Source organism: Mesorhizobium sp. B2-3-5 (assembly GCF_006442395.1).
GTDB lineage: Bacteria > Pseudomonadota > Alphaproteobacteria > Rhizobiales > Rhizobiaceae > Mesorhizobium.
The window spans coordinates 18551-32775 of the sequence record NZ_VFVX01000021.1; the positions used below are offsets into that span (position 1 = coordinate 18551).

The following is a 14225-nucleotide window of genomic DNA, read 5'->3' on the forward strand; positions in this document are numbered from 1 at the left end:
CTCGACCATCGCCCATTCGAAAGCGTCGAGCTCCGCCGGCGCGTGTTCTGAGCCGGCGGGCGTAGAGATAAATCATTCCGGCAAGGGCGTGCCGTTGGTGCACCACACCGCGGAGCTCGTTCACCATGGCCATGATCGGCCAAGGGGCAGTTCATCAATCATCTCGAGCAGTGCCGGTGGTCTTGCCCTCCACAAGGTCGGGACAGGCCCGCAGCAGGTCGCTGATGGCCCACAGTGACGTCTCGTCGATCATACGCGATGCTGATTGACGAGTGTCTTCCCCAGCCCGAGCGGCAGGCGGCTTTCGGGTCGCCCCTTTTTGCTGGCTACGAGTTCACGGCCGAGTTGAAGCCGTCCAGCTCCTCGCCGATCTCGACAAGGGCCTTTCTGACTGTCTCCTCAACTTCCTGTCGTTTCTTCGGCGGCATCAGGTCAAGGCCCTTCAGCATCGCCTCGCGCCAGTGCTGTCCCCTGCCCCACGCTTCCGAGAACGCTGTTGCAAGGTCGTCTTTGCGACGTGTGGCCTCCAGTGCCTCGACAAGGAGGCTGGCCTGATAGACGTCTTTTTCGCGCTTGGCGACGCCGTTTGCATCTGATTTTCTGCGAGACGCGACGATGAGCTTGTGAACTGCATAGCGTTCCGGCGACGGCACGGTTACAGGCACTCCCGACCGATGCAGCAACACAGCCCGGATGGGCTCGTGGATCAGGAAATCGAGAAAACGCAAGGGCTGCGCTGAAGCCCCGCCCAGTGCTGGCATCGGGCTGGCGTGGTCGATGTAGTCATCGGATCCCCGGTTCGGGGTAAGGAATTCGACCTTGTATCTCGTTGCATTCTCGAATTGCGTGGCGTTTCCGGGATCCGATCTGTGGGGGATCTCCCTGAAGGTTGGGTCAATCTCTCTCAAGATTTCCAAGATCGGCGGCAGGCTGTCTTCGACTGACGACGAGATCGAGTAGTGCTGCGCGAAATCGGCATCACCGGTTTGCAATGAAGCACCGGACAATCTTACGCCGAGATGTCCCGCATACGTCTGGAAGGCAACCGTACCGACGAGCACGCCTCTTAGGCGGAAGATTCCTGCTACTCCCATGGCTTCAACCACATCGCCAGTGAACCGGTCCGGTGCAGTCAGTCCTGCTTCGCGGGTCAGCGTGGAGACGAGTTTCCTTCGGCTGCGGAGGTCTTCCTTGATCTCTTGGAAGGCTTCAACGCGTTTCGCGATCTCGGGATCGTCGGAGGGGCCGACATACTTCCGCGTTTTCTTGGGTTGGGTTTCCTCAAAATACCAATAGTCCCGCCCCTTCACCGGAACCCGGACGAAATTTCCCGCCGTTGAGAAGTCGGTTTCGAAGGATGCATCAAGGCATCGCTGAACGAGTTCCGCATACATCGTGCGATAAACGAGGTCGACCGTCCTCATGCGCCGGCTCCGTTATAAGAAAAATGAGTTTGTCTTATAGCGGCATGAGCTCAAGAGTGGCAAGTGAGTTATAAGAAATCTGCAGATTTCTTATAACGCTGTCGCATCATGGGGTCGGAACAAGAGCAGTGCGAAATCGTACGTTAAGGCGAACGAAGCGGGAACTCTAGGCAGCCCGCCGCAGCCCAGCTGGAAGGCGAAGCGACCGGAAACCTTCCGGCAGATGCTGCTCGCTATCCCAGGTGTAGATGCCTGTCAGATTGATGTGCTCCCAGCTCAGCGGGGAGATGTGCTTGAGCAGATGATCCGGAATCTCGCGACGCACGTTGCGCAAGTGGGTGACGGCCCGTTCTATATTGATCGTGTTCCAGTGTACGATCGCACTGACGACGAGGTTGAGGCCGGAGGCGCGGAAGGCTTGGCTTTCGAACGATCGGTCACGGATTTCACCGCGCTCGTGGAAGAAGACGGCGCGCTTCAGCTTATGTGCCGCCTCACCCTTGTTGAGGCCGGCCTGGCAGCGCCGGCGTAGCGCTGGACTTGAGTACCATTCGATCATGAAGGCGATCGCTCGATCCGACCGAGTTCCCGTAGCGCCCTTGCGAGCTGGCTTTCCTTCGGAGATGCGGAAAGCTTCTTCAGGATCGTAGACGGCACCACGGATCGCGTCGTGATCGACGCCGCCAGATGGAGCAGATCGTCCCAATGGTCGAGAATCAGAGTTGTGTTAATTGGCGCCCCGATGTGGTTCGACAGCGCCGGATATGCAATCCGCTTCAAGGTTCTTAGGGCACGATCCCACGGCAGTTCCGATTTGCCGATGTTGCTTTGATCCTGTGACTACCTGGCCTCTGGCAGGATCAAGGTGAGCTGGATATAGGAAACGGAGCCATCGCTGTATCGGCTTCTGAGTGGGTTCACGGTTTCACAATCGGCCTGCCCTGATTCTATTGCGCCCGGCAGGGTAGGAGCCCCTATCTGGCCTCTATCCTTAGCGCAGTCAGCGTCTCCGGCGTGATCGTCCCGGTGACCTTCAGCGAATAGTCCGCCTGCATGCGCAGCAGCCCCGCCCTTAATTCAGGATTCATCTCGCCGTCCAGCTCGCCGGTGTAGTAGCCAAATGCGAGTAGTGCGAACTGGACCTCCTGGACGATCTCCTTGAACTTGTAGGCATTGCCCGGGAGCGTCTTGAGCGGCGCAGCCGTTGGAGCGATCGCGGGCGCCTGGTAGGTCGGCGCGGGCGTTGACGGAGCGCTATACAGCGGAGCCGGTTCGCTCGGCGCCGGCGGGTTGTAGGAATAGCCGCCCGTCGACGACCTGTGGCTCGAGTGCGAGCTATGGCTGCTATGGCTGCTGTGACTGCTATGTCCGGCGAGCGTGTACAGGTGGTCAAGCTTGAAGATGTCGAAGAGGGATTTCGTCTGTCCGGCATGTCCGTCCAACGTTGGCTTGGTCGGCAGCGCTTGCGCATTGACTGGCAGGAATCCCGCCGCGAGCAGCGACGGTATGGCGAAAAGCTGTTTCTTCATTGGACAATCCCCAACTTGCCGTATCCGTGGTTGGCCGGGTGCCACTCGAAAAATCCGCCGCACCGAGCCTTCAATGAGCATCCGTCGCATTCGTCTCGATAGGCGCGTTTCCAGTCCGAGATTGTGGATGGCGCCAGATGGCGGTACTGGCCCGGGACTGTGCAAAGCGGGAAATTGTAGAGCCAGGCATCTATCCCTCGGCTCCTGACGAGATCGAGAGAACGGCCGACGACGTCGAAGCCCTCCGAGCTGTCGTAGAAGAGCGTCTTCCAATTCATGCGGCCGAACCCAATGTTCTCCATCTGCATGATTGCCCATGTCCGAATGAACGGCAGAGTAGAGGCGATGAACCTTGCCAGTTGAGGCAGCCCATCAGCATTCGGGCGCATCAGCACGGTGCGGAGCTCTACCTGGGCACCTAGGCCGCACATGAGTGTGAGGTTCTCCAATAGCCGCCCATGCGCGCCGGCCTTCCCGACAATCTCGTCATGAACGGCGGGATTGCAGGAATAGAGCGGAATTCCCCAGACCACCCTTCTTCGATCAATAGGTCTTATCGCTCCGCAATCATCCGGATCGAAATGCTGGCCGTTGGTCAGGATGTGGAAGGATAGGTCAGCGCGAGCCTCCAAAACCCTCCTCAAGAGCTCGAAGAGCTGTGCCTTGAAAAGCGTCGGCTCGCCGCCGGAAATACCGATCGTCGCGCCTTCCGGGGCCAGCAACGCCGCCGTCTCGAAATACGGGAACAGGTCGACATGATGCTTCTTAGGCGGCTGGGAGCACATCAGGCATACCTGGTCGCACCGCTCCGTCACCAGGAAGGTGTTGTGCAGGGATGAACTGCGGATAAGGCGGTCCGCGGTTCCGCGCCGCGGGTTTACGAGCAGCACGTCTCCATCGACCTTGGCAGGATCGATGCCAAGAATTCGTATCGGACCGCCCTCGCCGACGTAGTGGGCGCCGTCCGGGCCGACGCGCTCCAGCGCCACGTCGAAAGGATTCAGTTGTTCAGTCTTTTGTTCGCGGCCGTCGGCCTCAAACGAGCGAAGCCGGACCACGAAAGGCTGGTCAGCGTTTGCCTCCACCTTGATGCGCAAGGGTATCATTGGTGTGTCGGCGCCATGCTGTCGTCCCAGCGGCCCACGCCGAGCCAGGCTGCCAGTGAGGCACGGGTGGGCTCGTCCTTGCTGTAAAGGACCTCAAAGACCTTGTCGAAGAGCGACAAGTGGCGGCCGCAGAACCATGTGTCAGGCCGCGGAACGTCAATCCGGCCATACCGGGAAATGTCGTCGATGACGTCAGTGCCGCAGAACGGCTGAAAGGCGCAGTGGACGCAATCCGGATCGAAGTGGTTGAGTGCCCCCGAATTGAGAACGTCGACCTTCGCCCGGTCGATTCCAGTTCCGACGTCACCAATGCTAAGATCGATGCGGCCGATCCTGGACAGCATCCGGGCTTCGTCGGTCGGGTAGAAGCGGCCGTCGTGATCGATCACGACATAGTCGGAGGCGAAGAGGTTCGGGTTGCGTATGTCGACGTGGTTATCGGCATCGAAGCGGAGCACGCGCTTCAGGCACTGGCTGAAGTAGTACTCTTCCATGAAGCGCCCGGTCCGATGGTTGCGGGCGATGAGAAGGTCGATGAATTCGGCATGAAGACGATTCCAGCGCGCGAGGACATTGTCGCCCTGCTGGATCTTTCTGGCGAATCCCTGGTGGTTTATCGGGCGCAGATAAACGGACCGGATTCCGTAATGCTCATAGTTGTCCAGGAGCGCGTTGAAATCCGGCGGGTCGGCGACATCCACCGTGGGCAGGGCCGAGATCTTCCCTTCCCGATAGCGGGAAACGGCTGTCTCGAGATTTCGAAAGAAGACATCGGTGACTGCACTGACGTGGGTCCGCTGACGCTCATGCGTCGCGCGGTCTCCGTCAAGCGACGTACTGATGAATGTATCGTCAGCATCCAGGAAGGCCCATTCACGCTCCTCCAGTGCTTGCAGGTTCGTGCAGACGACGAATTGGGACCGGGGAAACTTTCCGCGGCAGAAGTCCCGAACGGCTTCTAGGATATCAACCCGAAGCAAGGGCTCACCTCCCTGGAACTCGACCTTGATATCCGGACCTTCCAAGCCGTCGAGGAACGAAAGGACACCGGCGAGGGTCTCGTCCGACCAGTCGAATCCGCGAGCATTCTCGGCAGCCCTGGAGACCTGGCAATAACCGCAAGCGAGATTGCACCTAAGCGTCGGCACGAGGATGACGTAGTTCATTCTCGTCGGGCACGCCTGCCGCCTCGCCCACCTGTAGGCGAACGACGTCCACTGAAGGTCGAACTCCCGATCGAAACCGTGATTGCCTTCCCTAAGGAACGTTCCATCGAGTGTAGTCAGGCTGTCGGCGGCATACCGATCCAGGAAGCCGTGGGTTGACTTGAAGAATCCGCCTGCATCGTCGCAGAACAATACCGAACCGTCCGACATGTCGCGGAACTTCAGCGGCCAGACGTTCATCGGCTTGTGACCGCGGCGACGAGCGCCTGGCGCATAGTCAGAGTTTCGGCGTAGATTTTTTCACGATAGACAGCGTGCAGAACGTCTTTTCGAAACCGCTCTTCGGTGAGGTCGCTCGAACCTCGTATTGATATCCCGCCGTCGCGCCAGGCAAACCTGCACGCCGGGTAATGTACCTGAAGTCGAAGCATCGCCGAATTGACGTGCTTTTCAAATTGTGGCGAAACATCCACCACGAAGTCTAATTCAGCAGCTTTATGCAATTTTGTCATATCCCGCCCCGGGCGATAATGCGCGGGGCGGGATAAACAATCAACGGCATATTTGACAAAGCGCTTTCAGAATCGGCGTTAATTCCGACGTTTTTTGCACTCTTGCCTCCATCCCATACTTGCAAGGTCCGCTAGAATACCTCAAGGGTCAGCGTTCCAAAGGACGACGCCACAATGAGCTACCTGATGCTCCGCATCTCGATCGTGCTCACCCTGCTTCTGATGGCCGATGGCGTTGCCTTCGCGAGCGAGATCATCGGCAACGGTTAATCGAACGACGCGCAGGCGCGGCATACCAGCCGCGTTCCCTGCGCGTCAGGTCTATCTACTCCGTCCACGATAGGCGCATTTTTTGGCCGGGGCTACGCCGACAGCCCGAGAAGAACAGGCGGAATGAAAAGACTACAAGGAGGCGGCATTTCTCCTTCATCAATCAATCGAGCAAGCCTACGCGGCATTGTTGCTGGTGCTGACGAACTACAGCCCTGCCTCTCACAACATAAAATTTCTCCGGAGCCTCGCCGAAGACCAAGTCCAGGAACTTGCCGAAGCATGGCCTCGTGACCAACAGCGCTTCGTAGCGTGGTTCAACGTCCTCAATGAGGCTTATGTGAAAGCGCGTTATTCGCGGCACTTCGAAATCACGAATGAAGCACTTCAATGGCTCGCAGAACGCGTCTCAGATCTCATCGATCGGATTGGATCGATCTGCCGATCCCGACTTGAAAAATTGAGAAACGAGGCGGGTACCGCGGCTCAGCGAGCGGCACGCGAGTATAAATTCCAGACTGCCTTTTATGCGACTATTTCAGCACGAAGCATGAACATACGATGCGGCGTAAAACGATAGCGGACGTCAACTCGCTGGTTTGAAGCCTTTTGCGGCAAAGGGGACTAGTATGCGCCACCTGCGAATGGACTGGGCTTGGCAGGTTGACGCCCTGAACAACAACGGTGGCGCATTCATCTTCATCGCCGGCCACTGCATACGCCTGAGACAACATCATGGAGCAGCGAGCAACAGCATCCATCTTTGCAGGACGGGACAAGCCATTGCCGTCCTGTGAACCGGAACTCGGGAGCCGACGTTGAGCAATGGCGCAGACTACTCATTGCAGCACCGCGTGGGCAAAGCCCGCCACGTGAGTGGCTGCTCAATAAAGATTCCGACCGTACACTCTGGATTTTTTGGTGAAAGCATTGCGATATTCCTGCGGGCTCGTCTGGAAAACCGCTAGGAAGGCCCTGTAGTAGGCGGAGGGTGTCATAAAACCGCTAGCTAGGCCCGTCTCGCGGATGCTCATGGAGCTGTAGAGCAGCAGTTCCTTGGCGTGCTGAAGCCGCAAAGCGATGTACCTCTTCTTGGGACTGGTGTTCAGATGCCGCTGAAACAGGTACTGCAGCTCCCGAATGGAGATTCCGCACCTTGCGGCAACCGTTTCGATATCCAACGGACTTTCCACATTCTCTTGCATGATGCGTTGCGCGCGGTTCAATAGCGGGTTGGTCACAAACGGCTGAGGGTTGATGATCTCGCGCTGGCGTAGTTCGGCGGACCGAGGCGCGGTGTAGATCAGCTCATTGCCAACGAGGTGGTAGAGCGCATCTCCACACATGTGTCTCAACATAGCCATCGAATAGTCGAGGCTGGCGGCCTGTCCGGCGCATGTCGAGCGATTGCGATCGATCAAATAGAGCTGCTCGACGATGCGCGTGTTTGCGGAGAGTTCCTTCAGAGAGGCCATGGCGGTCCAATGGCAGGTCGCGTCGTAGCCGTCGAGCAACCCGGCCTCGGCCAGAAGCAGCGGCCCGGTGTCCATCCCACAAAGATGTGCTCCAGCAGCAGATTGCCTGCGAAGCCATCCGAACAATTTTCCCTTCGCCTCGTCGGCCACGTTGTATGAGACGAGCAAAATGACCAGGTCAAATTTCCGACCCTCGTCAAATGTCGCCGTCATGGGAAATGTAATGTCCATGCTGGCGGGTGGAGTAGCAGGGTCAGCCGACAAAAGATCTATGCTAAAGAGTGTCGATTTGCTCGACACGGACCGCCTTCCGGCAAACGTCACCGAACTCGTTCCTGCCCTCGATCGTCATCGTCCATTCCACCGCTATCGCTTTCCCTCCGAACAAAGCGACGCTGATGGACTACGCCGGCCTAACAACCCGCAATCGACCCCAGAGAAGTTACCGGTCTGGACTCTCCATGTGTTGTGCTCACCTTCGCGGCAGAGATAGGTCTCGCGCTGCGGTTGCACCCGAAGAACCCGCTTAACCTGTTAAAAAGCGCGCGAAGTGGCTTCTTGTTGGGGTTACAGCATGTAGAATTAGACAATTCTAATTAAATTGTTGACAACATGCGGAGCGAGGGCGCATTCTCCAACATCCGAGGGAGCTGTCGCCGCACGAAGAACGGCGCTTAGAATGGTCCTTAGCTGATCAGGACTTCTGGCAGAGATTAGCTCGGCAAGATTTTACTGTTGCAGAAAGAGACAAGACACGGCCTGCGTAGCACTGCTCGCGGGTGGATACTACTTGACCGTTCGTCGTGCGCCAACCTCCCCGAATTCACTATGTTGACAATGGACCGTCAAGGTCAAAGGGAGGATAACACATGGCGATCTCAATCAACGGAACGGCTGGTAATGATCATATAGATAAACGCGGCTTTTTTGATAATTTCAAAATAACGGCTGGCTCTGGTGACGACGTTGTCTATGGTGGCGGCGGAAACGACCAGATCGATGGCGGCTCAGATAATGATTTTCTTGACGGCGGAGGTGGGAGCGACACGCTCGTCGGCGGCTCTGGCAATGACACTCTCGCCTACACAATGGCCGAGAATGCCGGGGCGACGGACACCTATGACGGCGGGTCTGGTACAGCAGATAGACTGCGCCTGAACCTAAGTTACAACGAGTGGATCCGCGCTGATGTACAACAAGATTTGACTACTGCGCAAAATTTCATCCAGCCGCCTGGTGGGAAATCATTTCATTTCACGTCCTTTGATCTCACTGTTAAAAACATCGAGTACATGGACGTCTACGTGAACGGCGTCAAAATGAACCTCGCCGATCAGGCAGTTTCGCTAGCGGCCGACTCCATTTCGGCACCGGAGGATGGCGCCGGATCAGCAGTCAATCTACTGTCGAATGACAGCATCCCTGACCTGGTGAAGACGCTGACGTTCACACAGCCCCTCAATGGATCAGTGGCGTTGGTAACCGACTATTCCAATCCGAGCAACCCCATTGCCAACGCCATCTATACCTCTGATGGCGCTCACTGGCAGTATTTGGCAGCCGGCCAAATCGCCCATGACAGCTTTACGTATACTGTAACGGATGTTGATGGCGACCAGGCCACTCAAACCGTGACGGTGACCATAACGGGCCAAAATGACGGTCCGACGATCACCTCGAGCGGCGGCGGCAACACCGCCGCGATCTCGGTTGTCGAGAACACAACGGCGGTAACTACGGTCACGGCCACCGATCCGGATGCAGGGGACACGCTAACCTATTCGATCTCGGGTGGCTTGGATGGAAGCTTTTTCAACATCGACGCGCAAACGGGTGTTCTGACATGGAAGCAGGCCCCGGACTACGAGCGCCCGCTCGATCCGCCATATCCGGGAAGCCCCACGGCCCACGATGAGCTCTACGACGTTCGGGTTCGGGTAACCGACAGCGCCGGCAGCTTTGACGACCAGTTGATCACCGTCAATGTGACCGATGCCAACGAGGACAATGTTGCGCCGTCCGTGACGAGTTTCATAGCGACGGATCCGCTGGTGACGAACGGGGGGACGGTTCACTACACAGTTACGTTCTCTGAGGCAGTGACGGGCGTCGATGCCAGCCAGTTTGCGCTGGTCAGCTCGGTCGGCGTCAGCGGGGCCAGCATTGCAAGCGTGAGCGCAGTCGCCGGCAGCGGCGGCACCGCCTACACAGTCGCCGTTGACACCGGCTCGGGCGACGGCACTGTGCGACTCGACTTTGTCGGCGCCGCCGTCGCCGATCTCGCCGGCAACGTTCTGCCGGGCGGCAGCCTGCATCCGCAGGTGACGTACTCGGCAGCGGGAAGCGCTACCGTATGGGTAAGCACCGCTGATCTGAACGGCGACGGCCAGATCGATCTGGCGCTCGCTAATGCCGGCTCCGGAGCGGTCTCTGTTCTGCTCGGCAACGGCGACGGCAGCTTCGGCGCCGCCACCTCATATGCGGCAGGATCAGGTGCGGCGGCCATCTTTGTCGGCGACTTCAACGGCGATGCTGCTCCCGATCTTGCCGTGGCCAACAGCGGCACCAACACAATCTCCGTGCTGCTCGGCCAAGGTGATGGAACTTTCGCCGGCCAGACGACCTATGCGGCCGGTGCTGGACCCTACGGAATTTCCGGCAGCGATGTTAACGCAGACGGCAAGCTCGATATCCTGGTGCCGGATATCGCCAGCAACACCGTCTCGGTGCTGCTCGGCAACGGCGACGGCACTTTCCAGCCGAAGGTGGAATACGCGACCGGTGGATCGGGGACATCTTCGGTTGCCATTGGTGACCTCAATGCCGATGACAAGGTCGATCTCGCGGTCGCCAACACTTACAGCAATTCCGTTTCCGTGCTGCTGGGTAATGGCAACGGCACCTTCCAAGCGGCGACGAGCATCGCAGGCATAGACCAGGCCCGCGCGGTCGCGATTGCCGACGTCAACGGCGACGGCAAATCCGACCTGATCGTGACCGACGATGAATATAGCGGCTCGGCAACAATCTCTGTGCTGCTCGGGAACGGCGATGGCACCTTCCAGCCGCACACGACGTTTGCCGTTGGAGGAGCCAACCCGATCTCGCTGTCGGTCGACGACCTCAACGATGACGGCCGACTCGATGTCGTCGTGCAAGACCAGGGCAGCAACTCCGTCTCGGTGCTGTTCGGCAATGGTGACGGCACCTTCCAGGCACCGACACTCTATGCGGTCGGCGCGAACCCGGTCTGGGTCGCCACCAGCGACCTTAATGGCGACCAGCGGCCCGACATCGCCGTAACCAACGCCGACGATGGTACGGTATCTATCTTGCTCAACACTCCTCCGACCATCACCGGAGCAACCTACTCCATCGGTACAACGCCACCTGTTCCAGAAGTTGACCTGATTGTTGACGGCCAATTCGGGGGTGGAAGTATCTTCCGAGTCGGCGCAGACGGCAGCATTTCCAACACAGGAACGTTCCTCTCCAATGGCGGTCAGTGGAACTATGGCTCAGCGGTGGCGGACTTTAATGGGGATGGTAACGGCGACGTTTTCGTTTCTGGTGACAACGGCGCAGGCCACCTGTACTTCGGCGACGGCGCAGGAAGTTTCGCCGACTCAGGTAACTCGTTCCCGGGGAGCTTCCAGCGGGGAGCTTCGGTAGCCGATGTGGATAACGATGGTGACCAAGACCTTTTCGTTCGAAATGGAAGAAATGCCTCAATAATGTATATGAATGATGGCACAGGTCATTTTACGGCCGGCTACCAGTATTTTGACCTTGGCAGCAATGGGTTCTACCAAAACACCGTGGGATCAATGTTCGCAGACTTCAATGGTGATGGGTTTCAGGACCTCTACATACGTCGCGTACAGGATTCGGACCCCAACCCCCTTCCCGACAAAATACTGTTAAATGATGGGAACGGAAGTTTCACCGATTCTGGCGCCGTGCTGCCCGGTGGACTTGGCTACGAACAGGTCAGCGTTGGTGACGTAAATGGCGATGGGAGAGCGGATATTTTACGCGGCAAGGGTTCCGTCGCATCCGCACCAGAGCTGCTTCTAAATGATGGCACTGGTCAAAGCTTTACCCCATCATCGCAAGACTTCGGTCCCGGGTTCCATGGTGGTGTCTTGGCCGACCTGGATTCGAGTGGCACGTTGGATCTCTTTTTCTATAACAATGTAACCCAAGCAAGCGAGTGGTGGTCAAACGACGGAGCTGGAAACTTTTCGTTCGCCGGAGTCATCAAATCCAATGCGCAGGCCAACGCTGCTATTGATGTGAACCATGACGGAAAACCCGACATTCTTACCTACTACGCTAACACAAACACGTGGGGTGTCCTGATCAATGACGGCACGGCCCATTTCACGGAGGGCAATGGGACAGTCCAGTTCGGGGGCGGTCCCTCGGGGCTCGGACAATTTGTGGTAGACCCGATCATCCACGATCGCGTCGCCTGAAACTCAGGACAATGCGGAGAGCGGAGCGGTCCTTACACGAGGCCTAGTCTTAGTCTAGCTAGGGGGAGCCGATGAATAGCGTCTTGAGCCGAGCGGACGCGGCCGATCCACATTCGGCGGCCCAGGCGCTTGATTCTGGCCTCGCTGCCCTTGCCCTGGTCGCCGGCTACTACCGCATCGCCGCCGACATTCAACAGCTGCGCCATCAACTCGCGCTGACGGGGCGCTTCGCGGCGGCCGAGGATATTGTGCGCGGCGCCAATCGCCTGGAGCTGCGCTCGCGCATCCTGCGCGGCGTCACGGCCAAGCGCCTGGCCGCCGTTCCCTATCCTGCGATTCTTGGCTTGCGGAACGGGCGCTTCGGCATCCTGGCGGCGGGTTCGGCGAGGCGCCGCGCGCGGCTGATCGATCCTGTTGCGCCCATCGCCCACGAACTCGCGATCGAGGAGATCGCGGCGCTGTCGTCCGGCGAAGTGGTGCTCGTGACGCGTCGGCTTGGCGGCGCGGGGACCGATCCCAATACGTTCGGCTTCCGCTGGTTCCTGCCCTCGATCATGCGTTACCGGCGGCCTCTCGCCCAGGTCGTGGTCGCGTCGCTCTTCGTGCAGCTGTTCGCGCTCATCACGCCGGTGTTCTTCCAGCTCATCGTCGACAAGGTGCTGGTCCACAAGGGAGTGTCCACGCTCACCGTGCTGATCGTCGGCCTGGTGACGCTGGGACTGTTCGAGACGGTCCTGCAATTCCTGCGCACCTATACTTTGAGCCACACCACCAACCGGATGGATGTCGAGCTCGGCCGGCGCCTGTTCCATCACCTCTTCCGCCTGCCGCTCGCCTATTTCGAGACGCGCGCGACCGGCCAGACGGTCGCACGGGTGCGCGAACTCGAGACGATCCGCAACTTCCTGACCGGACAGGGGCTGACCTCGCTGCTCGACCTCGTCTTCACTCTGGTCTTCTTCGTCGTGATGTTCATCTATTCGCCGACGCTGACGATGGTCGTGCTCGGCACGATCCCCGTCTATCTCCTGATTGCGGTGCTGATCCGCCCGGTGCTTCGCGAGCAGATCAACGAGAAGTTCAACCGCAGCGCGCGCTCGCAGCAGTTTCTGGTGGAGTCGATCGTCGGAGCGCCGACCCTGAAGGCGGCAAGCGTCGAGCCGATGATGCAGGCGCAATGGGAGGAGCGGCTCGCTGCCTACGTCCGCACCTCGTTCGACGCCGGCGTCACCGGCTCGCTCGGCCAGAACCTCATCCAGTATGTGAGCAAGGTGACGACGGCGCTGATCCTGCTCTTCGGCGCCGAGGCGGTGATCAACGGCGCGATGACGGTCGGCGAGCTGATCGCCTTCAACATGATCGCCTCCCAGGTCGTTGCGCCTGTCCTTCGCCTCTCGCAGCTCTGGCAGGACTTCCAGCAAGTCCAGGTTTCGGTGGCGCGGCTCGGCGACATCCTGAACACGCCGCCGGAACCGGTGCCCCAGAACCTGTTGACGCTGCCGCCGCCGCGGGGCGAAATCGAAGTGCGCGGCGTATCACTGCGCTATCGGCCCGACGCGACCGAGGCCCTGCGCAACGTCACGTTGTCTATCGGCGCGGGCGAGGTCATCGGCTTCGTCGGCGCGTCGGGCTCGGGCAAGTCGACGCTGGTCAAGGTGGTACAACGGCTCTATTCGCCGCAGGCTGGGCAGGTGATGCTTGACGGCATCGATATCGCCCAGCTCCACCCAGGGTGGCTTCGCCGCCAGATCGGAGTCGTGCTGCAGGACAACATCCTTTTCAACCGGTCGATCCACGAAAACATCGCGCTCGGCGATCCCGCTTTGCCGCGGGCTTTGGTGATACAGGCGGCCAGGCTCGCCGGTGCCGACGAGTTCATCGCACAGATGCCGCAGGGCTATGACACGATTATCGAGGAGCGCGGCGCCAACCTCTCGGGGGGACAGCGCCAACGCATCGCCATCGCCCGCGCGCTTTCCACCAATCCGCGCATCCTCATCTTCGACGAAGCCACCTCGGCGCTCGACTACGAGAGCGAGCGCATTGTCCAGGAGAATATGCGCTCGATCGTGCGCGGCCGCACGGTACTGATTATCGCCCATCGCCTGGCGGCGGTGCGCCCGTGCACGCGCATCGTCGGAATGGAAAGGGGCGAGATCGTCGAGATCGGAAGCCATGAGGAACTCCTTGCGCGCGAAGGCGGCCTTTACGCTCGGCTCTGGGCGCTGCAGTCGGATCAAGCGAGGGTCGGGGCATGAACGAAAG

At 59.0% G+C, this 14225-nt stretch carries 8 protein-coding genes and 2 pseudogenes; 3 read left to right on the forward strand and 7 right to left on the reverse strand.

Annotated elements, in window-relative coordinates:
* Positions 1-326: 326 nt before the first annotated feature.
* The 6 genes and pseudogenes from FJ958_RS21550 to FJ958_RS21575 all read right to left on the reverse strand — a co-directional run bounded on the left by FJ958_RS21550 (position 327) and on the right by FJ958_RS21575 (position 5737).
* Positions 327-1424 (reverse strand): GSU2403 family nucleotidyltransferase fold protein, encoded by a 1098-nt coding sequence (locus FJ958_RS21550; protein WP_140745282.1) that lies wholly within the window; start codon positions 1422-1424, stop codon positions 327-329.
* Positions 1425-1590: 166 nt separating this feature from the next.
* Positions 1591-2192: pseudogene (locus FJ958_RS21555) on the reverse strand (Tn3 family transposase); the annotation flags it as partial.
* A gap of 206 nt (positions 2193-2398) precedes the next feature.
* Positions 2399-2953 carry a His-Xaa-Ser repeat protein HxsA gene (gene hxsA, locus FJ958_RS21560; RefSeq protein WP_140745283.1) on the reverse strand — a complete coding sequence of 185 codons (555 nt, stop codon included), beginning with the start codon at positions 2951-2953 and terminating at the stop codon, positions 2399-2401.
* A complete protein-coding gene (gene hxsC / locus FJ958_RS21565) occupies positions 2950-4059 on the reverse strand; it encodes a His-Xaa-Ser system radical SAM maturase HxsC (protein WP_140745285.1) in 1110 nt (369 codons plus the stop codon). The genes hxsA and hxsC overlap by 4 nt, the downstream gene beginning before the upstream one ends.
* Positions 4056-5465, reverse strand: a complete 1410-nt coding sequence (hxsB, locus tag FJ958_RS21570; protein ID WP_140745287.1) for a His-Xaa-Ser system radical SAM maturase HxsB — start codon at positions 5463-5465, stop codon at positions 4056-4058. Before hxsB ends, hxsC begins: the two co-directional genes overlap by 4 nt.
* The gene (locus tag FJ958_RS21575; RefSeq protein ID WP_140745289.1) at positions 5462-5737 is read right to left on the reverse strand and encodes a hypothetical protein; all 276 of its coding nucleotides are present in this window, start codon (positions 5735-5737) and stop codon (positions 5462-5464) included. The genes hxsB and FJ958_RS21575 overlap by 4 nt, the downstream gene beginning before the upstream one ends.
* A gap of 400 nt (positions 5738-6137) precedes the next feature.
* Here FJ958_RS21575 and FJ958_RS21580 point away from each other — a divergent pair.
* Positions 6138-6482 (forward strand): annotated as a pseudogene (locus FJ958_RS21580) (HEPN domain-containing protein); the annotation flags it as partial.
* Positions 6483-6891: 409 nt separating this feature from the next.
* Here FJ958_RS21580 and FJ958_RS21585 read toward each other — a convergent pair.
* Entirely contained in the window at positions 6892-7806 is a 915-nt protein-coding gene (locus FJ958_RS21585) for a helix-turn-helix domain-containing protein (RefSeq protein ID WP_348642212.1), read from the reverse strand.
* A 545-nt stretch (positions 7807-8351) separates the two neighbouring features.
* Between FJ958_RS21585 and FJ958_RS21590 the strand changes: the two genes are divergently transcribed.
* Together FJ958_RS21590 and FJ958_RS21595 are read left to right on the forward strand one after the other, a co-directional pair.
* Positions 8352-11960 carry an FG-GAP-like repeat-containing protein gene (locus FJ958_RS21590; protein ID WP_140745293.1) on the forward strand — a complete coding sequence of 1203 codons (3609 nt, stop codon included), beginning with the start codon at positions 8352-8354 and terminating at the stop codon, positions 11958-11960.
* Positions 11961-12031: 71 nt separating this feature from the next.
* Positions 12032-14218: a type I secretion system permease/ATPase gene (locus tag FJ958_RS21595; RefSeq protein ID WP_140745295.1), complete on the forward strand. Its 2187-nt coding sequence runs from the start codon at positions 12032-12034 to the stop codon at positions 14216-14218.
* Positions 14219-14225 lie beyond the last annotated feature (7 nt).

Bases quoted from the DNA above. Each gene is read 5' to 3' on its own strand.
- FJ958_RS21575 (WP_140745289.1), bottom strand. From the start codon at position 5,737: ATGACAAAATTGCATAAAGCTGCTGAATTAGACTTCGTGGTGGATGTT.
- hxsC (WP_140745285.1), bottom strand. From the start codon at position 4,059: ATGATACCCTTGCGCATCAAGGTGGAGGCAAACGCTGACCAGCCTTTC.
- FJ958_RS21595 (WP_140745295.1), top strand. From the start codon at position 12,032: ATGAATAGCGTCTTGAGCCGAGCGGACGCGGCCGATCCACATTCGGCG.
- FJ958_RS21550 (WP_140745282.1), bottom strand. From the start codon at position 1,424: ATGAGGACGGTCGACCTCGTTTATCGCACGATGTATGCGGAACTCGTT.
- hxsA (WP_140745283.1), bottom strand. From the start codon at position 2,953: ATGAAGAAACAGCTTTTCGCCATACCGTCGCTGCTCGCGGCGGGATTC.
- hxsB (WP_140745287.1), bottom strand. From the start codon at position 5,465: ATGAACGTCTGGCCGCTGAAGTTCCGCGACATGTCGGACGGTTCGGTA.
- FJ958_RS21590 (WP_140745293.1), top strand. From the start codon at position 8,352: ATGGCGATCTCAATCAACGGAACGGCTGGTAATGATCATATAGATAAA.